22 protein-coding genes are annotated in these 21262 nt (G+C 73.6%); 12 read left to right on the forward strand and 10 right to left on the reverse strand.

All coding sequences use genetic code 11. The features are described from left to right. Window positions 1-96: 96 nt before the first annotated feature. The 4 genes from Vgi01_RS15350 to Vgi01_RS15365 form a co-directional block, all read right to left on the reverse strand. Entirely contained in the window at window positions 97-354 is a 258-nt protein-coding gene (locus Vgi01_RS15350; RefSeq protein WP_102658106.1) for a hypothetical protein, read from the reverse strand. Window positions 355-522: 168 nt separating this feature from the next. Beyond that, window positions 523-984, reverse strand: a complete 462-nt coding sequence (locus tag Vgi01_RS15355) for an SRPBCC family protein (protein ID WP_013732637.1) — start codon at window positions 982-984, stop codon at window positions 523-525. Between the two features lie 49 nt (window positions 985-1033). Then, window positions 1034-1450: a DUF2795 domain-containing protein gene (locus Vgi01_RS15360; RefSeq protein WP_204291462.1), complete on the reverse strand. Its 417-nt coding sequence runs from the start codon at window positions 1448-1450 to the stop codon at window positions 1034-1036. Window positions 1451-1496: 46 nt separating this feature from the next. Continuing rightward, the gene (locus Vgi01_RS15365; protein ID WP_204291463.1) at window positions 1497-2477 is read right to left on the reverse strand and encodes a YihY/virulence factor BrkB family protein; all 981 of its coding nucleotides are present in this window, start codon (window positions 2475-2477) and stop codon (window positions 1497-1499) included. A gap of 141 nt (window positions 2478-2618) precedes the next feature. Here Vgi01_RS15365 and Vgi01_RS15370 point away from each other — a divergent pair, with 141 nt between their 5' ends. Next, window positions 2619-3020 (forward strand): ChaB family protein, encoded by a 402-nt coding sequence (locus Vgi01_RS15370; protein WP_013732640.1) that lies wholly within the window; start codon window positions 2619-2621, stop codon window positions 3018-3020. A 54-nt stretch (window positions 3021-3074) separates the two neighbouring features. Here Vgi01_RS15370 and Vgi01_RS15375 read toward each other — a convergent pair whose 3' ends face one another. Next, on the reverse strand, window positions 3075-4508 hold the full coding sequence (locus tag Vgi01_RS15375; protein ID WP_204291464.1) for an aldehyde dehydrogenase family protein: 1434 nt from the start codon (window positions 4506-4508) through the stop codon (window positions 3075-3077). A gap of 69 nt (window positions 4509-4577) precedes the next feature. On the opposite strand from Vgi01_RS15375, the gene Vgi01_RS15380 reads away from it, so the two are divergent. Beyond that, on the forward strand, window positions 4578-6191 hold the full coding sequence (locus tag Vgi01_RS15380; RefSeq protein ID WP_204291465.1) for a phytoene desaturase family protein: 1614 nt from the start codon (window positions 4578-4580) through the stop codon (window positions 6189-6191). Between the two features lie 47 nt (window positions 6192-6238). On the opposite strand, the gene Vgi01_RS15385 is transcribed toward Vgi01_RS15380, so the two are convergent. Both Vgi01_RS15385 and Vgi01_RS15390 read right to left on the reverse strand, forming a co-directional pair. After that, window positions 6239-7006, reverse strand: coding sequence for a polyprenol monophosphomannose synthase (locus Vgi01_RS15385; RefSeq protein ID WP_102658101.1), 768 nt, complete (start codon window positions 7004-7006; stop codon window positions 6239-6241). 126 nt (window positions 7007-7132) lie between these two features. Next, entirely contained in the window at window positions 7133-7579 is a 447-nt protein-coding gene (locus Vgi01_RS15390) for an SRPBCC family protein (protein WP_204291466.1), read from the reverse strand. A gap of 213 nt (window positions 7580-7792) precedes the next feature. Between Vgi01_RS15390 and Vgi01_RS15395 the strand changes: the two genes are divergently transcribed. Genes Vgi01_RS15395 through Vgi01_RS15430 form a run of 8 tightly spaced genes read left to right on the forward strand, consistent with a single transcriptional unit; the run spans window position 7793 to window position 16324 of the window. Continuing rightward, window positions 7793-9397, forward strand: coding sequence for an HAD-IIIA family hydrolase (locus Vgi01_RS15395; protein WP_204291467.1), 1605 nt, complete (start codon window positions 7793-7795; stop codon window positions 9395-9397). Further along, a complete protein-coding gene (locus tag Vgi01_RS15400; protein WP_204291468.1) occupies window positions 9394-10365 on the forward strand; it encodes a glycosyltransferase family protein in 972 nt (323 codons plus the stop codon). The genes Vgi01_RS15395 and Vgi01_RS15400 overlap by 4 nt, the downstream gene beginning before the upstream one ends. After that, the gene (locus Vgi01_RS15405; protein WP_102658097.1) at window positions 10356-11573 is read left to right on the forward strand and encodes a glycosyltransferase; all 1218 of its coding nucleotides are present in this window, start codon (window positions 10356-10358) and stop codon (window positions 11571-11573) included. Before Vgi01_RS15400 ends, Vgi01_RS15405 begins: the two co-directional genes overlap by 10 nt. After that, the gene (locus tag Vgi01_RS15410; protein ID WP_013732648.1) at window positions 11573-12277 is read left to right on the forward strand and encodes a D-sedoheptulose-7-phosphate isomerase; all 705 of its coding nucleotides are present in this window, start codon (window positions 11573-11575) and stop codon (window positions 12275-12277) included. Before Vgi01_RS15405 ends, Vgi01_RS15410 begins: the two co-directional genes overlap by 1 nt. A gap of 10 nt (window positions 12278-12287) precedes the next feature. Next, complete coding sequence (locus tag Vgi01_RS15415) at window positions 12288-13715, forward strand: PfkB family carbohydrate kinase (RefSeq protein WP_204291469.1); 1428 nt, start codon at window positions 12288-12290, stop codon at window positions 13713-13715. After that, window positions 13712-14407 (forward strand): SDR family oxidoreductase, encoded by a 696-nt coding sequence (locus Vgi01_RS15420; RefSeq protein ID WP_204291470.1) that lies wholly within the window; start codon window positions 13712-13714, stop codon window positions 14405-14407. The genes Vgi01_RS15415 and Vgi01_RS15420 overlap by 4 nt, the downstream gene beginning before the upstream one ends. Beyond that, window positions 14404-15357 (forward strand): glycosyltransferase family 9 protein, encoded by a 954-nt coding sequence (locus Vgi01_RS15425; protein WP_204291471.1) that lies wholly within the window; start codon window positions 14404-14406, stop codon window positions 15355-15357. The genes Vgi01_RS15420 and Vgi01_RS15425 overlap by 4 nt, the downstream gene beginning before the upstream one ends. Continuing rightward, entirely contained in the window at window positions 15341-16324 is a 984-nt protein-coding gene (locus Vgi01_RS15430; protein ID WP_204291510.1) for a DNA topoisomerase IB, read from the forward strand. The genes Vgi01_RS15425 and Vgi01_RS15430 overlap by 17 nt, the downstream gene beginning before the upstream one ends. A 77-nt stretch (window positions 16325-16401) precedes the next feature. Here the strand turns inward: Vgi01_RS15430 and Vgi01_RS15435 are convergent, their stop codons facing one another. Beyond that, window positions 16402-17157, reverse strand: coding sequence for a TetR/AcrR family transcriptional regulator (locus tag Vgi01_RS15435; RefSeq protein ID WP_204291472.1), 756 nt, complete (start codon window positions 17155-17157; stop codon window positions 16402-16404). Between the two features lie 84 nt (window positions 17158-17241). Here Vgi01_RS15435 and Vgi01_RS15440 point away from each other — a divergent pair, with 84 nt between their 5' ends. Together Vgi01_RS15440 and Vgi01_RS15445 are read left to right on the forward strand one after the other, a co-directional pair. Continuing rightward, window positions 17242-18207 (forward strand): ATP-binding cassette domain-containing protein, encoded by a 966-nt coding sequence (locus Vgi01_RS15440; RefSeq protein ID WP_204291473.1) that lies wholly within the window; start codon window positions 17242-17244, stop codon window positions 18205-18207. Further along, window positions 18200-18964, forward strand: a complete 765-nt coding sequence (locus tag Vgi01_RS15445) for an ABC transporter permease (RefSeq protein ID WP_204291474.1) — start codon at window positions 18200-18202, stop codon at window positions 18962-18964. The genes Vgi01_RS15440 and Vgi01_RS15445 overlap by 8 nt, the downstream gene beginning before the upstream one ends. Before the next feature lie 86 nt (window positions 18965-19050). Here Vgi01_RS15445 and Vgi01_RS15450 read toward each other — a convergent pair whose 3' ends face one another. After that, window positions 19051-19554 carry a hypothetical protein gene (locus tag Vgi01_RS15450; RefSeq protein WP_013732656.1) on the reverse strand — a complete coding sequence of 168 codons (504 nt, stop codon included), beginning with the start codon at window positions 19552-19554 and terminating at the stop codon, window positions 19051-19053. Window positions 19555-19622: 68 nt separating this feature from the next. After that, window positions 19623-21254 carry a RecQ family ATP-dependent DNA helicase gene (locus tag Vgi01_RS15455; RefSeq protein ID WP_204291475.1) on the reverse strand — a complete coding sequence of 544 codons (1632 nt, stop codon included), beginning with the start codon at window positions 21252-21254 and terminating at the stop codon, window positions 19623-19625. Between the last annotated feature and the right edge of the window lie 8 nt (window positions 21255-21262).

A 21262-nucleotide genomic window follows, 5' to 3' on the forward strand; every position in this document is an offset into this window, starting at 1 on the left:
ATTCTGGCCGAGCTGTCCGAATTTCCGACCGTCCGGCCGGAGCTTCATCGCCCCGGTCGGGGAGGCCGAGTCTCACCGACCCGTTCGGGGCGGGCGTCACATGGTGTCGGGTCCGGTACGGCCGGTGGTCGACGGGCGGTACCCCCGCTCCGGGTCGGTCGGCTCCAGGTCGCTGCCGGGCACGACCCGACCGCGGTCGGCCGGCTCCGGGCCGTGCCCGAAGGTGGCCTCCTCACCGGCGTCGTTGGCGGTCACGTCATCGGCCTGCCCGTCGAGCGTGTTACGGGCCACGGCCCGGTCCAACTCCTCCAGCGAGAGCCGCTCCTCTTTGCGCCACGTCCTGTCGTCCGTCATGCCTTGAGCCGTACCCCCGCCCGGTCGCCACAAACGGGAGCCGGCCACCTGCGGCCCGGACCGCCGTGCCCGACGGCGCCCAGCCGGCCCGGCGACCGGACGGTGCGCCGCGCACGGCGACGGCCGCCGGTGGGGACACCGGCGGCCGTCGACGAGATCGTGGTCAGGTCAGGGCTGAGGTCGGTCGACCTTGCCGCGCCAGGCGCCGGTCTCCTGCCCGCGTCGTTCGATGAACTGCTTGAACCGCTGAAGGTCACCCTTGGCCCGCCGGTCGACCACGCCGAGCTTGTCGCCGGCCTGCTCGATGACACCGTGCGGGTCGAACTCCAGTTGCAGGCTGACCCGGCTGCTGTGCTCGTCGAGCCGGTGGAAGGTCACCACTCCGGCGTGCTGGGTGCCGCCGGTCGAGCGCCACGCCACCCGCTCGTCGGGCAGCTGCTCGGTGATCTCGGCGTCGAACTCCCGCTTGACCCCGGCGATCTCGACGGTCCAGTGGGTCATCGTGTCGGACAGTTGGCGTACGGACTCCACGCCCTCCATGAAGTGGGGGAATTCCTCGAACTGGGTCCACTGGTCGTACGCCGTCCGCACCGGGACGGCCACGTCGACATGTTCGGTTACGCCACTCATCAGCATCCCTCCCTGCGCCGGCGGGGGCGACGGGCCGAAACGGCCCGTCTCACCAGCGCGTCGTCTCGTTCTTGTGCCCCAACGCCGCCCACACCTCGGACACCGTCTGGTACCGGGTGCCGTCTGGCAGACGCTCCAGCGCGGCGATCACGTCGTCGGGTGCCTCGTTCTCGCGCGCGTTGGCGAGCAACGCGGCCCGGTCGCCGGGCAGGGCGGTCATCGTGATGAACCGCCCGAGCCGGCTTCGCGCCTCGACGTCCTCGGAGGTCATCCCCTGTGGGGTGCCGCTGCGCAGGTCACCGCCCACAGCGGTGGTCGTCTCCGGCTGGTCTTCCCCGGCGGGTTCCGGTACACGGGACTCGTCGACCCGCGAGCCACCGGTCCCCGGCCCCTGTACCAGGCCGTTGACCTCCTGGCTCATCTGCTCGTCGACTCTCGGTGCGTGCTTGCTGTTGCCGCGATCCATGCCTTCTGCGCTACCCGCCACGGTGGGTGGTAAACCCGGCAAGCAGTCACGAACCGGCCGGTGAGCGGGGCGGCAACACCGGTTCGGTGGTGTCGTTCGCACCGGACTGGATCACCCGACCGCGCTGGAGTTCGGCGTTGATCTGGACGCCGAGCATCAGCGCCGAGTTGGACAGGAAGAGCCAGACCAGGAACGCGATGACCGCGCCGAGGCTGCCGTAGGTGGCGTCGTACGAGCCGAAGTTCGCCACGTACAGGCCGAAGCCGAAGGAGGAGATCATCCAGGCGAGCAGGGCCACCACGCCGCCGGGGGTGAGCCAGCGGAAGCGGGGCTGACGCACGTTCGGCGCGACCCAGAACAGCAGGGACAGCAGCAACATGGCGATCATCGCCAGGGCCGGCCACTTCGCCACGGCCCAGGCCGTACGGGCCGCGCCACCGGCACCGATCAGGTCACCGACCGCGTCCGCGACCGGGCCGCTGACGATCAGACCGGCGGCCACCGTGGCGATCAGGACCAGCGACAGGGCGGCGAGCCCGATCTGCATCGGACGCAACCGCCACATCGGCCGGCCCTCGGTCACCCCGTAGATCGCGTTCGAGGCACGGGTGAACGACGCGATGAAGTTCGACGCCGACCAGAGGGCACCGAACAGACCGAAGCTCAGCAGGACCCCGGCCGAACTGTTCTGGTCCACAAGCGCCCGAACCACCCCGACGAAGCTCTCGTTGCCCACCACGTCACCGGCACCGACGCCACGGGCAAGATCCAGGACGGTGTCGACGGTGCGTTCGCCGTCGGAGACGAGCCCGACCAGGGCGACCACCACGACGGTGGACGGAAACAGCGCGAGCACCCCGTAGTAGGTGAGCGCGGCAGCCCAGTCCGTGCAGTTGTCCCGCAGGAAGTTGCGGCCGCTGCGGATCAGCACGCCACGCCAGGTCGGCCAGCTCAGTTGGCGGATCCGGCGGGGCAACGCGGCGGTGCGACCGTCGGCCGGCGGGACGTCGGAGTTCGTCGTGGTCATCACCGCTCCCTCGCAGTTCGCGACCCATTCGGGTGGCCCGGCCGGTACCCGGCCTCAGCCGTCGGCAAACCGGCGCGCCCGTTTACCGGCTGCGGCAACGGGGACGCCAGTAGGAACGCTCGCAGACGACAGGAGGACGAGATGCCCGGGCGCGAGGTACTGCCCAGCACGCTGCGGCGCTCCCCGGAGAAGGCCCAGCGCACCTGGGAGAAGACGCACGATTCCGCCGTCGAGACCTACGGCGAGGGCGAGCGGGCGCACCGTACCGCCTTCGCCGCGGTGAAGCACCAGTTCGAGAAGGTGGGCGACCACTGGGAGCCGAAGGGCCGCAAGGGCCCCAGCGACGCGCAGGCCGCAGGTGGCGGCCCGCAGCGGCGGGCACCCACCGCAGGTGGGGTGGACGCGAACGCCCCCAAGGACCACCTCCTGGAGGTGGCCCGCAAGCTGGACGTGCGGGGCCGGTCGAGCATGACCAAGCCGGAACTGGTCAAGGCCATCGAGAAGGCCAACGACCGGCAGACCCGCAAGGCCCGCGGCGACTGAGCTGACGTCGAGGGCCCCGGTCGCAGGGGTACGCCCGCGACCGGGCCCTCGCGCTCACCAGTGCCCGCCGCCGGGCGCCTCGATGTGCACCGCCTTCATCGCGGTGAACTCGTCGAGCAGTTCCGGCCCGTAGCCGAAGCCCTGACCACTGCCGCGACGAGGATGGGCGGCCCCGGCGGGGGCGCCGCCGAAGACCGCGTTCACCTTGACGGTGCCGACCGGCAACTCCCGCCAGGCCCGCTGGGCGTGGCTCATCGACCCGGTCAGCACCGTGGCGGCCAGCCCGTACGGCGAGTCGGCCGCACACCGCAGCGCCTCGCTGAACGAGTCGACCACCACCACCGGCGCGACCGGCCCGAAGGTCTCCTCGCGGACCAGCGTCAGGTCGTGCCGACAGTTGTCGACCACGGTGGCGGGATAGAAGGCGCCAGGGCCCTCGGGCAGCGTGCCGCCGACCCGGATCCGGGCACCGTCGGCCGCCGCCGCGGTGACCTGCCCGTGCACCTGGTCACGGTGCCGCCGGTCGACGAGCGGGCCGAGTTCGGTGTCCGGGTCGCGGCCCGGCCCGACGCGTAGCGCCGCAGCCCGCTCGACGAGCGCGTCGACGAAGTCCTCCGCGATGTCCCGATGGGCGTAGATCCGTTCCACGGCGACGCAGATCTGCCCCGCGTTGGCGAACGCGCCCTGCGCCGCCTGACCGGCCGCCCACACCGGGTCGACGTCCGCGTCGACGATCAGCGGGTCGCTGCCCCCGTTCTCCAGCAGCACCTTGGCACCGCCGACCGCGGCAGCCGCGGCGATGGCCCGGCCGGTGGCGGTGGAGCCGACGTGCGCCACCACGTCCACCTCGGCGGCGGCCAACGCCGCGCCCGTCTCCGGGCCGCCGGTGAGCAGCGACAGCACCCCGGCCGGCAGCGCGGTGTCGAACGCCCGGGCCAGCAGCCACCCGGTCGCCGGGGTCCGTTCGCTCGGCTTGTGCAGCACCACGTTGCCGGTGACCAGGGCCGCGCCGAGCAGCCCACAGGCCACCGCCACCGGATCGTTCCACGGGGTGATCACGGCGACCACCCCGCGCGGCTCGGGGGCCATGAAGTCGACAGCGGCGGGATCGCCGTGCAGGGTACGGCCACCACGCGTCGCGGCCAGTTCGGCGTACTGGCGCAGGGTGCCGATGCCGGCGTCCACCCCGCCGCGGGCGTCTGCCAGCGGCTTGCCCATCTCCGCCGTGGTGGCCTGCGCGAGTTCGTCGGCGGCGTCGGCCACCGCGTCGGCGGCGCGGTGCAGCGCCGCCGCCCGTTCCGCCGGCGCGGTCGCCGCCCACTGCGCGGTCATCTCCCGCGCCGCCGCCACGGCCTTGCCCACCTCGTCGGCCGTCGCGATCGGCGCGGTGCTCACCCGGCTGCCGTCGGACGGGTCGCAGACCACGAACTCGCCGTCGTCCCCGCCGGCCCCCCACACCCCGCCGATCAGCTGCGCAACCGTGTACATGGGCGCTGGATGCCCCGCGCCAGGGCCGGCAAACGTTTCGTCCGGTTGGCTGCGGGGTAGCGTCCGTGGATGACTTCGCCGGGTTCCACCGGTTCCGAGCGGGCGGACGCCGTCGTCATCGGAGCGGGACACAACGGACTTGTCGCCGCCAACCTCCTCGCCGACGCCGGCTGGGACGTCCTGGTGCTGGAAGCGACCCAGGTGCCCGGAGGGGCGGTGCGGTCGGCCCAGGTCACTGCACCGGGCTACCTCAGCGACCTTTACAGCTCCTTCTACCCGCTCGGCTACGTCTCGCCGGTGCTGCGCGACCTGGACCTGCCGCGGCACGGGCTGGTCTGGCGACACGCCCCGGACGTGCTGGCGCACCTGTTTCCCGACGGGCGGGCGGCACTGCTCAACCGCGATCCGGCGGTCACCGCGGCCTCCCTGGAGGAGTTCGCGCCCGGTGACGGGCAGGGCTGGCTGACCGCGTACGAGCAGTGGCGGCAGGTCGCCGAACCGATGATCGACGTGATCACCACGCCGTTCCCGCCGGTGCGCGGTGGGCTGGACCTGCTGCGTCGGGTGCGGGTCGGCGGCGCGCTGCGGCTGGCCCGGCGGATGGTGCTGCCGGTACGCCGGCTCGGTGCGGAACTGTTCGCCGGTGACGGCGGCACCGCGCTGCTGGCGGGCTGCGCCCTGCACACCGACCTGTCGCCCGAGGAGGCCGGCTCGGGGGTGTACGGCTGGCTGCTGGCGATGCTCGGGCAGCAGGTCGGCTGGCCGGTGCCGGTCGGTGGGGCGCAGAAGATCACCGATGCGCTTGTGGACCGGCTGACCGAACGGGGTGGCCGGATCATCTACGGTGCCCGCGCCGACCGGGTGCTGATCGCCCGGGGACGGGCGGTGGGCGTACGCACGGCGGGTGGCCGGTTGTGGCAGGCCCGCCGGGCGGTGCTCGCCGACGTGCCCGCGCCCGCGCTCTACCTCGACCTGGTCGGGGCCCCAGCGCTACCGCCCCGGCTGGTGGCGGACCTGGAGCACTTCCGCTGGGACGGCTCGACGCTGAAGGTGGACTGGGCGCTGTCCGGGCCGATGCCGTGGCGCAACCCGCGGCTGTCCACCGCCGGCACCGTGCACCTGGGCGCCGATCTCGGCGGGCTGACCGGGTACGCCGCGGACCTGGCCCGTGGTGAACTGCCGCGTGATCCGTTCCTGCTGCTCGGGCAGATGTCGGTGGCCGATCCCAGCCACTCACCGCCGGGCACCGAGTCCCTCTGGTCGTACACCCACCTGCCGTTCCGGCAGGACTGGCGGGCCGAGGAACTGATGACGCACGTGGAGCGGATGGAGGCGGTGCTGGAGGCCGCCGCACCCGGCTTCCGGCAACTGGTCGTCGGCCGGCACGTGGCCGGACCGGCCGAGTTGGAGCAGGCCAACCCGAGTCTGGTCGGCGGGGCGCTGGGCGGTGGCACCGCCGCGCCGTACCAGCAGCTGTTCCTGCGCCCGATCCCCGGCCTGGGCCGGGCCGACACGCCCGTGGACCGGCTCTTCCTGGCCAGTTCGTCGGCGCACCCGGGCGGCGGGGTGCACGGCGCGCCGGGTGCGAACGCCGCCCGTGCCGCACTGGCCCGCGACGGCGTGCTCACCGGCGACCTCTACCGCGGCGCGGTACGCACCGCGCACGGCGCCATCTACCGCTGACCTGCCCGCGCGGTACGCACCGCGCGACCTGCCGCTGACCGGTCGGCTCAGCGCTCGATGTGCCGGTGCCGGGTGCGCAGCTTGAACGGCATCAACGCGCTTTCGATCTTGGTGGCGGTGGTCATCTTCGAGTCGCCGTCGCGCCGCTCCTCGAACCGGATCGGCACCTCGAGGATGGTGTGCCCGAGCTTCGTGGCGAGGTAGTGCATCTCGACCTGGAAGCTGTAGCCGTTGGACTGGACCCGCTCCAACCCGATGTCGCGCAGCGCGTCGGCCCGCCAGATCTTGAAGCCGGCGGTCAGGTCCCGGATGCGTACCCGCAGCAGGGTGTGCACGTAGAGATTCGCCCAGCCGCTGAGGGCCCGTCGGTACAGCGGCCAGTTCTCGTCCAGCTCGCCACCGGGGACGTACCGCGATCCGATCACCACGCCGGCCTGGGTGGACAGCAGGGCACCGAGCATGCCGGGCAGCGCCTCCGGCGGATGCGACAGGTCGGCGTCCATCTGGGCCACGTATTCCGCCCCACCGTCGAGGGCACGGCCGATCCCGTCGACGTACGCGCGCCCGAGCCCCTCCTTGCCCGGCCGGTGCACCACCTCGATCCGTTCGGGGTGCTCGATGGCCAGCTTGTCCGCCACGTCGCCGGTGCCGTCCGGCGAGTTGTCGTCGGCGACCAGCACCTTCAGACCGGGCAGTGGCAGCGCCAGGAGCCGCTCGACCAGCGTCGGCAGGTTGCCGGCCTCGTTGTAGGTCGGCACCACGACAGTCAGGCGCGCGTCCCGCCACGGCGAGGGCAACTGGACGGGTTCGATCATGGGGGACATCCTCGGTCTGCGAACAGGGTCTATCAGAGAGTAGCTACTTGCCCCTTCCGGGGCGAAATGGCTCCCCCGCCCGGTGTCGGCCGCTCTGCCGGCACGCGGTCGGTCGACGGGTCCGGATCAGTCCGGGGTCTTCTGCCGACGAGCGATGTCGGAGAGCCGGTTGAGCGTCTCCTTGTTGCGCTGGTGCAGCACCAGGTCGTTGAGTTTGTTGCGCACCCAGCGCAGCGGGCCGGCGGCGAAGTCCTCACCGAGCGACACCCGGGTGGTGTCCGGACCGACCGGTTCCAGGGCGAACACCACGATCGCCTCGCCGGCAGGCCAGAGCTTCACCCGCAGCACCAGCTTGCGTTCCGGCTCGCACTCCAACACCAGGGAGGAGTCCTCCAGCGAGAACGGCCAGGGCCCGGCACGGTGATGCAGTCGGGTGCCGACCGCGGGCCAGTCGTCGTCCACGTTGCGCATGTGGGCGGTGCCGACCACCCAGTCGCTGTAGGTCCATCCGTCCGCGAGGACCGCCCAGACCTGCTGGACCGGAGCCTTGATCACTTGCTGCACGATCGCCACCGGTTGTCCGTACCCCGCCGCTGTCGCCGGCTAACCACACCCGGGTTAGCTTCTCCGGGGCGACGGGTAAGGCCACCGCTGGCGGCGCCCCGACAGGCCGCCGACGCGCGGCATTCGCCCGCCGCGTCGCAATCGACGTTTACTCCTCGGGGCGTCGGGAACCCGCCGCCCGTGCGAGGGGACCGTGGGGAACCGGATAAGCGCAGGTCAGCCGTGGTGCTGGCCGGTCGCGAGTCCCCGCTGTTCGACGCGGTGCTGCTGGACCGCGACGGCACCCTGATCGAGGACGTGCCGTACAACGGTGATCCGGACAAGGTGCGGGCCGTGCCCGGTGCCCGCGCGGCGCTGGACCGGCTGCGTGCCGCCGGCCTGAAACTCGCCGTGGTGACCAACCAGTCCGGGCTGGCCCGGGGCCTGTTCACCGCCGCGCAACTGGACCAGGTGCACCGCCGGGTCGAGCAGCTGTTGGGGCCCTTCGACAGCTGGCAGGTGTGCCCGCACGACGACGGCGACGGCTGCGCCTGCCGCAAGCCGGCACCGGGACTGGTGTACGCCGCCGCCGAGGCGCTGGGCACCGTGCCGGCCCGCTGCGCGCTGATCGGTGACATCGGGCGGGACGTCACGGCGGCGCTGGCCGCCGGTGCGGCCGGCATCCTGGTGCCGACGCCGGTCACCCGGACCGAGGAGATCGCCGCGGCGCCCTGGGTGGCCGACGACCTGCCGTCGGCGGTCGCGGAGATCCTGCGTCGCCAGCAGGCGCTGACCTCGTCGACGACCGCCGCCCGCGTCGAGGGGGAACGGACCGTGCTGGTGGTCCGCTCCGATTCGGCGGGCGACGTGCTGGTGACCGGGCCGGGCATCCGGGCGGTGGCCGCCGGCGCCGACCGGGTGGTGCTGCTCTGCGGCCCGCATGGTCGGGCCGCCGCCGACCTGCTGCCCGGCGTCGACGAGGTGATCGAACACCGGCTGCCGTGGATCGACCCCGCACCCGGCCCCGTCGACCCGGCGGAGATGACCGCGCTGATCGACCGCCTCGCCGCCGTCGCCGCCGACGAGGCGGTCGTCTTCACCTCCTTCCACCAGTCGCCGCTGCCGTTGGCGTTGCTGCTGCGCATCGCCGGTGTCGGGCGGATCGCCGCGATCAGCGACGACTACCCCGGCTCGCTGCTGGACGTGCGGCACCGGGTACCGGCCGGTGTGCCGGAGGCCGAACGTGCCCTGTCCCTCGCCGCGGCGGCGGGTTACCCGCTACCGCCCGGCGACGAGCCGCGCCTGCGGTTGCGGCCGGCGCCACCGCCCCCACCCGAGGCCGGCGAACCGGGGTACGTGGTGCTGCACCCCGGCTCGGCGGCGCAGGCCCGGGGCTGCCCACCGGAGCTGGCCGAGCGGATCTCCCGAGAACTTGTCGACGCCGGCCACCGGGTGGTGGTCACCGGCGGCCCGCAGGAACGCGACCTGACCGCCCGGGTGGCCGGCGCCCACGCCGTGGACCTGGGCGGCCGGACCGGGCTGGCCGAGTTGTCCGGGGTCGTCGCGGCGGCCGGCGCGGTCGTGGTGGGCAACACCGGCCCGGCGCACCTGGCCGCCGCCCACGAGGTGCCGGTGGTCAGCCTCTTCGCGCCCACCGTCCCGTTCGGCCAGTGGGGACCCTGGCGGGTGCCGACGGTACGCCTCGGCGACGCCACCGCCGCGTGCCGCGACACCCGGGCCGCGCGTTGTCCCGTACCCGGGCATCCCTGCCTGAGCCGGGTCGAACCCGAAGCGGTCCTGACCGCCCTGCGGTTGCTGGCCGTGCCGAGCGGTGGGAGTGGCCGATGAACATCCTGCTGTGGCACGTGCACGGCTCCTGGACCACCTCCTTCGTGCACGGCAAACACCGCTACCTGGTGCCGGCCACCCCGGGCCGGGGTCCGTACGGCCTGGGCCGGGCCCGCACGTACACCTGGCCGGAGAGCGCGACCGAGGTGAGCCCCGAGCAGTTGCGCGGCGCCGAGGTGGACGTGGTCATCCTGCAACGCCCCGAGGAACTGGACCTGGCGACCGAGTGGCTGGGCCGCCGCCCCGGCCGGGACCTGCCGGCGATCTACGTGGAGCACAACACCCCCAAGGACGGCGACGTCCCGCACAGCCGCCACCCGATGGCCGACCGGGACGACCTGCTGATCGCGCACGTGACCGCGTTCAACGAACTCTTCTGGGACACCGGGGCGACCCGGACCACTGTCGTCGACCACGGCATCGTGCCCCCGGCGGTGGAGTACACCGGTGAGCTGGACCGGCTGGCCGTCGTGATCAACGAGCCGGTACGCCGGTGGCGGGTCACCGGCACCGACCTGCTGCCCCGGTTCGCCGAGATCGCCCCGCTTGACGTCTTCGGCATGAAGGTGGCCGGGCTGGCCGACCACCTCGGGCTGCCCGCCGACCGGCTGATCAGCCACGACGACGTGCCGCAGCACCGGATGCACGCCGAGTTGGCGCGCCGCCGGGCGTATCTGCACCTGTGCCGGTGGACCTCGCTCGGGCTGAGCCTGATCGAGGCGATGAGCATCGGCATGCCGGTGGTGGCGCTGGCCACCACCGAGGCGGCGATGGCGGTGCCGCCGGACGCCGGTGCGCTCTCCACCCGGGTCGACACCCTGCTCGCGGCCGCCGGCCGGTTCGTCGCGCAGCCGCAGCAGGCCCGCCGAGCGGGCCTCGCGGCCCGTGCCGCCGCCCGGGAGCGCTACGGCCTCGACCGATTCCTCGCCGACTGGGACCGGCTGCTGGAGGAGGAAGTATGCGGATAGCGATGATCTCGGAGCACGCCAGCCCGCTCGCCATCCTGGGCGGTGAGGACGCCGGCGGCCAGAACACGCACGTCGCGGAGCTGTCCGCCGCGCTCGCCGCCGCCGGGCACGACGTACGGGTCTACACCCGGCGCGACGCGGTCGACCTGCCGGTGATCGTCCGCAGCCCGGACGGCTACGACGTGGTGCACGTGCCGGCCGGCCCGGCCGAACCGGTGGCCAAGGACGCGCTGCTGCCGCACATGCGACCGTTCGGCGCGTGGCTGGTGGACCGCTGGCGCGGCGGCGACTGGACGCCCGAGGTGATCCACGCGCACTTCTGGATGAGCGGACTGGCCGCACTGCAGGCCGGCCGGGCCCTGGAGATACCTGTGGTGCAGACGTACCACGCGTTGGGCACGGTCAAGCGCCGCCACCAGGGCGTGCAGGACACCAGCCCGGCCCGGCGCATCGGCTACGAACTGCACCTCGGCCGATCCGTCGACCGGGTCATCGCGCAGTGCCGCGACGAGGTGGGGGAGTTGGTCCGGATGGGGGTGCCCCGCTCGGCGATGACAGTCGTCCCGTCCGGGGTGAACCTGGGCACCTTCGCGCCGCTGGGCCCGACCGCCGAGCGGGAACCCGACCGTCCCCGGATCCTCACCGTCGGCCGGCTGGTGGAACGCAAGGGCTTCCAGACCGTGGTGCGGGCCATGGCACACGTACCCGAGGCGGAGTGCGTGGTGGTGGGCGGCCCACCTGCCGGGTTGCTGGAGACCGACCCGTACGCCCGGCGGCTGCGGGCCCTGGCGGGCAGCTGCGAGGTGGCCGACCGGGTGCGGCTGGTGGGCGCGGTGCCCCGGGAGGAGATGGGCCGCTGGTACCGGTCGGCGGACATCGTGGTGGCCGCCCCCTGGTACGAGCCGTTCGGCCTGACCCCGCTGGAGGCGATGGCGTGCGGGGTGCCGGTGGTGGCCACCGCCGTCGGCGGCCTGCGGGACACCGTGGTCGACGGGGTGACCGGGGATCTGGTGCCGGCCCGCGATCCCCGGGCGTTGGGCGAGGCGCTGCGCCGGCTGCTCGACGACCGGATCCGCCGGTTCGCGTACGCCGGTGCGGCGCGGGCCCGGGCCCGGCAGCACTACTCGTGGACCGTCACCGCCGAGCGGATCGCCGAGGTGTACGCCGAGGTGGTCGCCGTACGCCGGCCGACCCGGGTGGTGGCCTGATGCCGGCGGCCACCCTGCTGGAGCGGCACCTGGCGAACCTGGCTGCGGCGCTGCCGCCGTACCAGCGGTGCGAGCCGCTGCTCGCCAGGTGGGGTGCGACGCTGGCGCAGCGACTCACCGCCGGTGGCCGGCTGCTGGTGGCCGGCAACGGCGGCAGCGCCGCCGAGGCGCAACACCTGACCGCCGAACTGGTCGGCAAGTTGCGCGACGACCGTCAACCACTGTCGGCGATCGCCCTGCACGCCGAGACGTCGGCGTTGACCGCGATCGGCAACGACTACGGCTACGACGAGGTCTTCGCTCGCCAGGTCCGGGCCCATGGCCGGCCCGACGACGTGCTGCTGCTGCTGTCCACAAGCGGTGGCAGCGGCAACCTGCTCGCGGCCGCCCGGGCCGGGCGGGAAGCCGGGCTGCGGTGCTGGGCCTTCACCGGGCCGGCCCCGAACCCGCTCGCCGACGCCTGCCACGAGGTGCTCGCGGTGGAGTCGTCGGACAGCCAGGTCGTGCAGGAGTTGCACCTGGTCTCCAGCCATCTGCTCTGCGAGTACGTGGAACAGGCGATGCCGGAGCACACCGGCGGCACGACACCGCGCTACGTCGAGCCGCAGGTGCCGGCGGTGTCGAGCGCCCCGGCGGAGGGCCCGGTGCGGGCGGGTGTCGAGGTGGTGCTGGACGGCGGCGCCGGGCGACCGGTCGAGGCGTGAGGAGGCAAGCGTGACAGGACCCGTGGTGGTGCTCGGCGACACCCTGCTCGACCGCGACGTCGAGGGTGTGGTCAACCGGCTCTGTCCGGATTCACCGGTGCCGGTGCTCGACGAGATGGCGCACGTCGACCGGCCGGGCGGCGCGGGTCTGGCGGCCGTCTTCGCGGCGGCCCAGGGCGCCGAGGTGGTCCTGGTCACCGCGCTGGCCGACGACGCCGGTGCGGCCCGCCTGGGTGTGCTGCTGGCCGCGGCCGGGGTGCAGGTGTATCCGTTGCGGCTGGCCGGGGCCACCCCGGAGAAGATCCGGCTGCGCGCCGGCGGGCGGGTGCTGCTACGCCACGACCGAGGTGGTGGTGTCAGCGAGCCGGGGGAGCCCGCGGAGGCGGTGTTACGGGTGATCGACCGGGCGTCGGTGGTGCTGGTCAGCGACTACGGGCGGGGGGTGGCCCGCCAGCCGGCGCTGCGGGCGGCGCTGGCGGCGACCCGGGCCCCGGTGGTCTGGGACCCGCATCCCCGCGGGCCGGCGGCGGTGCCCGGGGTACGACTGGCGACGCCGAACGAGGCGGAGGTGCGGGAACTGGTGGAGGGGTCACCGGGGGCGACCCGGTTGGCCACCGCCGCCGAGGGCGCGGAGCGGTTGCGGCAGCGGTGGCGGGCGGGCGCGGTCGCCGTGACGCTGGGTCCGGACGGCGCCCTGCTCAGCCAGGCCGGCTCGACCCCGTTGATGGTGCCTGCTCCGGTCGCCACCGAGGGGGACACCTGCGGTGCGGGAGATCGTTTCGCGGCCACCGCCAGCCTCGCCCTGGCCGGTGGGGCGCTCGTCTCCGAGGCGGTGACCGAGGCGGTGACCGAGGCGTCGGCGTACGTGGCGGACGGGGGAGTGGCCACGGCGCTGCCGCAGCCGGTGCGGCGGGCCCCGCAGCCGGTGCACACCGCCGTCGCGGGGGACCGGGTCGGGGTGGCGGCGGCCGCCGCGGTGGTGGCCCGGGTCCGGGCCGCCGGTGGCACGGTGGTCGCCACCGGCGGCTGTTTCGACCTGCTGCACGCCGGTCACCTGGCCACCCTGCAGGCCGCCCGGCAGCTCGGTGACTGCCTGGTGGTGTGCCTCAACTCCGACGCCAGCGTCAGCGGGCTGAAGGGGCCGCAGCGGCCGGTCATCGGGCAGGCCGACCGTGGTCGACTGCTGGCCGCGTTGAGCTGCGTCGACGCGGTGCTGATCTTCGAGGAGTCCACCCCGGCGGCGGCGCTGTCCTGGCTGCGACCGGACATCTGGGTCAAGGGTGGCGACTACGCCACCGGTGGTGCCGACGGCGAGGCGTTGCCCGAGGCGGAGATCCTGCGCCGTTGGGGCGGTCACAGCGTGGTGGTGCCCTACCTGGACGGTCGTTCGACCACCGGACTGATCGCCGCCACCCGGGCCACCGGAGCGCTGGCATGAGCGCCCCGGACGCCGGCCGGACGGTGCTGGTCACCGGCGGATCCAGCGGTCTGGGGGCGGCGGTGGTCGCGGCGGTGGCCCGCTCCGGCGGTCGGCCCCTCGTGCTCGACCGGCAGGCGCCGGCCGACGGTGTGCCGTGGATCGAGTGCGACCTTGCCGACACCCGGGGTGCGGAGGAGGCCACCCGTCGGCTCGTCGAGCGTACGGGTGGGCTGGACGCGGTGGTCACAGCGGCGGGCATCGACGTGCCGGGCCGGTTGGCGGACGTGCCAGGTGAGACGTGGGACCGGATCGTCGCGGTGGACCTGCTTGCCACTGCCGCGGTGATCCGGGCGGCGCTGCCGTTCCTGGAGGCGTCGAGGGGGCACATCGTCACGGTCGCCTCCACCCTCGGGTTGAAGGCGGTAAGTGACGCGACGGCGTACTGCGCGGCGAAGTTCGGCGTGGTCGGGTTCACCCGGGCGCTCGCCGCCGAGCTGGCCGGGTCGGTGGGGGTGACCCTGTTGGTGCCGGGCGGGATGCGTACCGCCTTCTTCGACGACCGGGATGCGCAGTACCGTCCCGGGCCGGACGCGATCCTCAACGAGCCGGCGGACACCGCCGCCGCGATCATGTTCGCGCTCTCCCAACCTGCCGGTTGCGCGGTCCGCGAGCTGGTCGTCTGCGCCGAGCAGGAGACCTCGTACCCGTGATCCTGGCCCTGCGTGCCCTGGGCGTCGGTGACCTCGCCACGGCGGTCCCGGCGTTGCGGGCGTTGCGGGCGGCGTACCCCGATCGTGAGTTGGTGCTCGCCGCGCCGGCCTGGCTGGCCCCGCTTGTGGAGCTGGTCGGTGGGGTCGACCGGGTGCTGCCGACCGCCGGGCTGGACCGGCTGACGCGGCCCGGTGCGGCGGTCGAGGTCGCGGTCAACCTGCACGGGCGGGGGCCGGGCTCGCACCGGCTGCTGGCCACCGTCGGCCCGCACCGGTTGCTCGCCTTCGCCAACGCCGAGGCCGGGCATCTCGACGGGCCGGCGTGGGACGACGACGAGCACGAGGTGGCGCGCTGGTGCCGGCTGCTGGCCGGGTACGGCATCGCGGCCGACCCGACGGACCTGGATTTGCGTCGGCCGGCGACGACGGGTCTGCCCACCGGGGTGACGGTGCTGCATCCCGGGTCGAAGGTGCCGGCCAAGCGGTGGCCACCCGGGCGGTACGCGGCGCTGGCCCGGACGTTGACCGCGCGGGGGCACCGGGTCGTGTTGACCGGCAGTGCGCGGGAGCGGGACCCGGTCGCCCGGGTCGCGGCCGAGGCGGGCCTGCCTGCGGAGGCGGTCTTCGCCGGGCGCACCGACGTCGCGGGGTTGGCGGCGCTGGTCGCGGGTGCCCGCCTGGTGGTCAGCGGGGACACCGGGGTGGCCCACCTGGCCACCGGCTACCGCACCCCCTCGGTGGTGCTGTTCGGCCCGGTCCCGCCGAGCCGGTGGGGACCGCCGCCGGAGCGGCGGCGACACCGGGTGCTCTGGGCGGGCGGCGGGGCATGGCCGGACTGGGACGGGGTAGGCAGCCATCCCACGATGGCCGCGCTCGGTCTCGACCAGGTGCTGGTGGCCGTCGACGAGGTGGAACGGGCGGTGCGTGCGGACCGTGCGGTTGCGGCGTAGCGATCCGGGTCGGCCGGGGTACGGACGCCGCCGGCGCGGCCAGGGCTGGTCGTACCTCGGGCCGGGCGGGGACCCGGTGCGTGACCCCGACGAGCTGGCCCGGTTGCGGGCGCTGGTGATTCCGCCGGCCTGGCGTGACGTCTGGATCTCGCCGTACCCCAACGGGCACATCCAGGCCATCGGCATCGACGCCGCCGGTCGCAAGCAGTACCTGTACCACCCGGTCTGGCGACAGCGCCAGGATCAGGCGAAGTTCGACCACGTGCTGGAGGTGGCCCGCCGGTTGCCGGTGCTGCGGGAGCGGGTCGGTCAGGACCTGGCCGGGCGGGGGCTGCGTCGGGAGCGGGTGCTGGCGACGGTGACCCGGCTGTTGGACATGGGCACTTTCCGGGTCGGCAGCGACCAGTACGCCGCCGGGGACGACCCGACCTTCGGGGTGGCCACCCTGCGCGCCGAGCACACCCGGCTGCGGCAGGGCTGCGTGGTCTTCGAGTTCCCCGCCAAGGGCGGCGTCGAGCAGGTGCGGCTGGTTTCCGACCCGGAGCTGTGTCAGGTGCTGGCCAACCTGCGTCGGCGGCGGCGGGCGGCGCAGCGGCTCTTCGGCTACTGGGACGGCCGGGACTGGCGCGACGTGCGTGCCGACGAGGTCAACGACTACCTGCGTGAGGCCAGCGGTGGGGAGATGACCGCGAAGGACTTCCGGACCTGGCACGCGACGGTACGGGCGGCCACCGAACTGTCCGCGCTGGGCGCCGTGCGGTCGGCCACCGCCCGTCGACGGGCAGTGGCGGGGGTGATGCGGGAGGTCGCGGAGCTGCTGGGCAACACCCCGACGGTGGCGCGTACGTCGTACGTGGACCCTCGGGTGGTCGACCTGTTCCATGACGGTGTGCTGGCACCGGTGGAGGTGGATGCCCCTCGCGAGCAGGCCGAGCGGGCGGTGTTGACGCTGCTGGAGGGGGCCTGAGGGTGGCTCAGTCTCGGGCCGGGCCCGAGGCGCGGCTGCGGATCAGTCTCGGGCGGGGCCCGAGGCGCGGCTGCGGATCAGTCTCGGGCGGGGCCCGAGGCGCGGGTGCGGATCAGCATCTCGACGCCGTCGAGCAGCCGTTCGAGGCCGAAGCGCCAGTCTTCGTCGGGGTGCTCCTCGGCGTCGAACGGTTCGGCCAGCAGTTCGTGGATGGCCGGGTACGGGCCGGGCGCGGTGAGCACGGCGAGGTTGCGCCAGTAGCGCAGGCCGACCTCGTCGGGGGTCTGCCCGGATCGGGCGGCGGCCTCGGCGAGATCCAGACTGATCATGGCCCAGCTGCGGGCGTACCCGCTGACCAGCATGATGGTGGAGATCCGCTCGGTGGCCCGTAGCCCGGTGCCCCGCAGGGCGACCAGCCCGTACTCGAACCAGCGGACCTGGTTCGGGTTGATCGGTGGACCGCTGATCGCCACGTGGCGCATCCAGGGCTGTCGGCGCAACGCGACGAGGTTGCCCTCACCCCAGCGGGCCAGGGCGGCTCGCCAGCCCTCGTCGGGGGCGCGGGGTGGTGGCGGCGGGCCGAATGCGGTGTCGACCATGAGATCGAGCAGGTCGTGCTTGGTCGGCACGTACCGGTACAGCGACATGGTCGACACGCCCAGCTCGCTGGCGACGCGGCTCATCGAGACCGCCGGCAGCCCTTCGGCCTGGGCGACCTGGATGCCGGTGGCGACCACCTGCTCCAGGCTGAGACTGCGCTTCGGGCCGCGACTCGACCGGTCGCGCAGCCCCCAGGCGAGCGCGATGTTCTCGGGCAGTTCGACGTCGTCCACTCCACCTCCCTTGACCGTCATCCTAGCCTCTGCGTATGGTCTACGCAGATAAGCGTATTGCATACGCAGTTAAGGAGAGTGATCATGGCGCACGGGCCGCCGGCAGTGGAACTGGAAGACCTGCGCAAGACCTACGGCAACCTGGTGGTGCTGGATCGGCTGACCATGCGGGTGGCCGCCGGCGGCGTGCACGCGCTGCTGGGGCCCAACGGGGCGGGCAAGACCACCACGGTGCGGATCCTGGCCACCCTGACCCGGCCGGATTCGGGGACCGCCCGGGTCGCCGGGCACGACGTGCTGCGCCAGCGGCGGCAGGTGCGGCGGGCGATCAGCCTCGCCGGCCAGCACGCGGCTCTCGACGACGGGCAGACCGGCGTGGAGAACCTGACCATGCTGGCCCGGCTGGCCGGTCTGTCGCCCTCCGCCGCCCGTCAGCGGGCCGCCGCCCTGCTGGAACGCTTCGACCTGGTCGAGGCCGCCGGCCGGCGGGTACGGACCTACTCCGGTGGCATGCGACGCCGGCTCGACCTCGCCGCCAGCCTCGTCGGCACGCCGTCGGTGGTCTTCCTGGACGAGCCGACCACCGGGCTGGATCCCCGCAGTCGGCAGGGCCTGTGGGAGGTGATCGGCGACCTGGCCCGGGCCGGCGTCACCGTGCTGCTGACCACGCAGTATCTGGAGGAGGCGGACCGCCTCGCCGACCGGATCACCGTGCTGCACCAGGGTCGGCTCGCCGCCGAAGGCACCGCCACCGAGCTCAAGCAGCGCTTCGGCGCCCAGCGGCTGGAGTTGGTATGGCGGGACGCGGTCGCCTTCGAGCAGGCGGCGCAGCGACTCGGCGACCGGGTCACCCACCGCGACCCGGCCCGGCGAGAACTGTCGGTGACCACCGACGGCAGCGCGCCGGACGTCCGACGCCTGCTCGACGACCTCGACCCGGACCAGCACGGGGTGGTCCGGTTCACCGTCCGGGAGGCGACGCTGGACGACGTCTTCCTCACCCTCACCGGCCGACCGACCGGCGCGCCGCAGGAGGTGGCGAATGTCTGAGCTCGCGGTACGGGGTACGCAGACCGCGGTGATGATCAGCCGCTGCGTCCGGCTGTCCCGGCGCAACGTCGACGCACTGCTCACCTCGCTGGTGCTGCCGGTGCTGCTGATGCTGCTCTTCGTCTACCTCTTCGGCGGGGCGATCGAGACCGGCTCGGCGTACGTGACCTACGTCGTGCCCGGCGTACTGCTGCTCTGTGCGGGCTTCGGCGCGGCGGGCACCGCGGTGAGCGTGACCACCGACCTGACCGAGGGGATGATCGAGCGGCTGCGCACGATGGACGTCGGCGCCACCTCGATCCTCGCCGGTCACGTGGTGGCGAGCGTGGCCCGCAACCTGGTCGCCACGACGCTGGTGCTGGCGGTGGCCGTCGCCATCGGGTTCCGTCCGGCCGTCGCGCCACTGCGCTGGCTGGCCGCAGCCGGGCTGCTGGTGTTGTTCGTGCTGGCGGTGTCCTGGCTGTCCGCGGCGTTCGGCCTGCTGGCGCGCACTCCCGAGGCGGCCAGCGGCTACACCTTCCTGGTGATGTTCCTGCCCTATCCGAGCAGCGCGTTCGTGCCGGTGGAGACGATGCCCCGGTGGGTGCGCGGCTTCGCGGAGCACCAGCCGGTCACACCGGTCATCGAGTCCCTGCGCGGGCTGCTGCTGGACACGCCGGTCGGATCGGCGCCGGCCCACGCGCTGGCCTGGTTCCTCGGCATCCTGGCCCTCGGAGTGGTGCTCTCCGCGGTGCTGTTCCGCCGCCGGGTCGCCTGACCCGGCGTCGCGGTCGGCGAACCGGGCGGCACGTGGTCCGACGCAGACGTACGGCGGCGCTGGCACAGCGCCGCCGTACGGTCGAATCAGTCGTCGAGAACCTGCGCCAGCCGGTCGCGGAAGCGTCGCTCCGACGGGCTGACCTGGCTGCCGCCCAGGCCGAGGACCCCGCCGCTGCTGGCCGCGCCGACGACCCGCTCGGCGATCTCCACGAGCCAGTGCCGGTACGCCCCGGCCTCCCCGGAGTCGACCTTGGCCGCCAACAGCGCCATCGCCTCCTTCGCCCGGACCAGCACGTCCTCGGCGTAGGCGCGGGGATCGGCGGGGGCGATGGCGGGCAACTCCTCGCCGGCCTCCGGGTCGCCCACCCGGGTCACCAGCTCACCGGCGACCGCCGCCACCAGCGGGCTGGCCGACTCCCGGCCGGCGGAGATGCTCTCCAGCCCGGCGGCGCTCTCGGCCATCGTCGCCCTGGTGCCGTCGGACTCGGCGGCGCTCGCCGCGGTGAGCACCGACTGCGGCAGACCGACGAGCAGCCCCCACTCCTCGTCGGTGAAACCGAAACCGGTGTACGCCGGCTCTTCGATCATGTGCCCTCCGCTCGTCGTCGGTCTCCTCGCCGCACCCGCGCAAGGGCGCGGCCGATGGCTGGCCCAGGTTAGTCCAGCGACAGCAGCCCTTGTTCGGACACCACGCTTACCGACAACGTCTTGTACCCGACCTCGTCGAACAGCACAGTCATCCGGCCTTCCTCGTAACTGAGCACCAGGCCCGCACCCCACTCCGGATGCCGGACCTGGCTGTGCACCGGGAACGGCCCCACCGCACCGTCGTCGGCGACGCTGGTGCCGGCGTGACAGTTGTCGCAGTGCCCGCAGATCGCGCTCATCTGCTCGCCGAAGTACGCCAGCAGGGTCTGGCCCCGGCAGGCGTTGGTCTCGGCGAAGGCGCGCATCATGTCGGTGCGCGAGCGGGTCAGGTTCTGCTGCCGCTCGGCCTCGGCCAGGGCCGCCTCGGCGGCTTCCACCGGGGTGGGGGAGTAGCGGGGCGCGCCGACCCGCTGTCCGGCGCGCTGTTGCGCGGCACCCACCTGCTCCAGCAACGCCAGGTACTGGCCGAGCTTGCGCGGCCCCAGGCCGGTGGTCTCGCGCAGTTCCTTGCGGGTGGTCGGGCCACTGCGCAGCAGCGCGGCCAGGTCGCGGAGTTCGGTGGCGTCCGGCAGGCCGCCGCTGAAGTACCGCTGCAACCCGACGTCCTCGGCCTGCCAGAGCAGCAGGACCCGGGCGGGTTGGCCGTCGCGTCCGGCGCGACCGATCTCCTGGAAGTAGCTGTCCGGCGAGTCGGGCAGCGCCATGTGCACCACCCAGGCGATGTTGGGCTTGTCGATGCCCATGCCGAACGCCGAGGTCGCCACCATGATCGGCACCTGGTCGGCGAGGAACGCCTCGTGCAGCCGGGAACGCGCGCCGCCGGCTATTCCACCGTGGTAGTACTGCGCCGGGAAGCCGGCGACGGTGAGCCGCTCGGCCAGCTCCTCGGCGGCCCGACGGGTCGGCACGTAGATGATGCCCGGCCGCTCGTCCTGCTCCAGCAGCGCGATCAACCGCCGCCACCGGTAGTCCTCGGTCGGGCAGTGCGCCACCTCGAAGAAGAGGTTCGGACGGTCCAGCCCGGACACCACGATCTCCGGGTCGCGCAGCCGCAGCCGGGCGACGATGTCCTCGCGTACCGGCGGGGACGCGGTGGCGGTCAGCGCCACCACCGGGGGCCGACCGATGCCCTCGATGAGCTGGCCGAGGGCCAGGTAGTCCGGGCGGAAGTCGTGCCCCCAGGCGGAGATGCAGTGCGCCTCGTCGATGGCGACGAGCGCCGGTTTCAGGTCGCGGACCTCGGCCAGCCGCTGCGGGTTGGCCAGCTGCTCCGGGGTGATGAAGAGGAACTCGGCCCGCCCGTCGCGGATCTCGGCGATCGCCTCGGCCTGCTGGCCGGGCGACTCGTCCGAGCTGATCCGCACCGCGCGCAGCTCCGGTCGCTGCCGTTCGTTGAGCGCGGCGATCTGGTCCTGTTGCAGGGCGAGCAGCGGCGAGATCACCACGGTGGGGCCGGGGATCAGGCTGGCCGGGATCTGGTAGATCGCCGACTTGCCGGCGCCGGTGGGCAGGACCACCAGGGCGTCGCGGCGCTTCATCACGGCCCGCATGGCGGCGAGCTGGTTGGGCCGCAGGGTGCTCCAACCGAACAGGCTGCGAGCCGCGCGGCGCAACGACATCGAGTGCGTGGTCAGTTTCATCGAGGGCC

The organism is Micromonospora gifhornensis (genome assembly GCF_016863515.1).
Taxonomy (GTDB): Bacteria; Actinomycetota; Actinomycetes; order Mycobacteriales; family Micromonosporaceae; genus Micromonospora; species Micromonospora gifhornensis.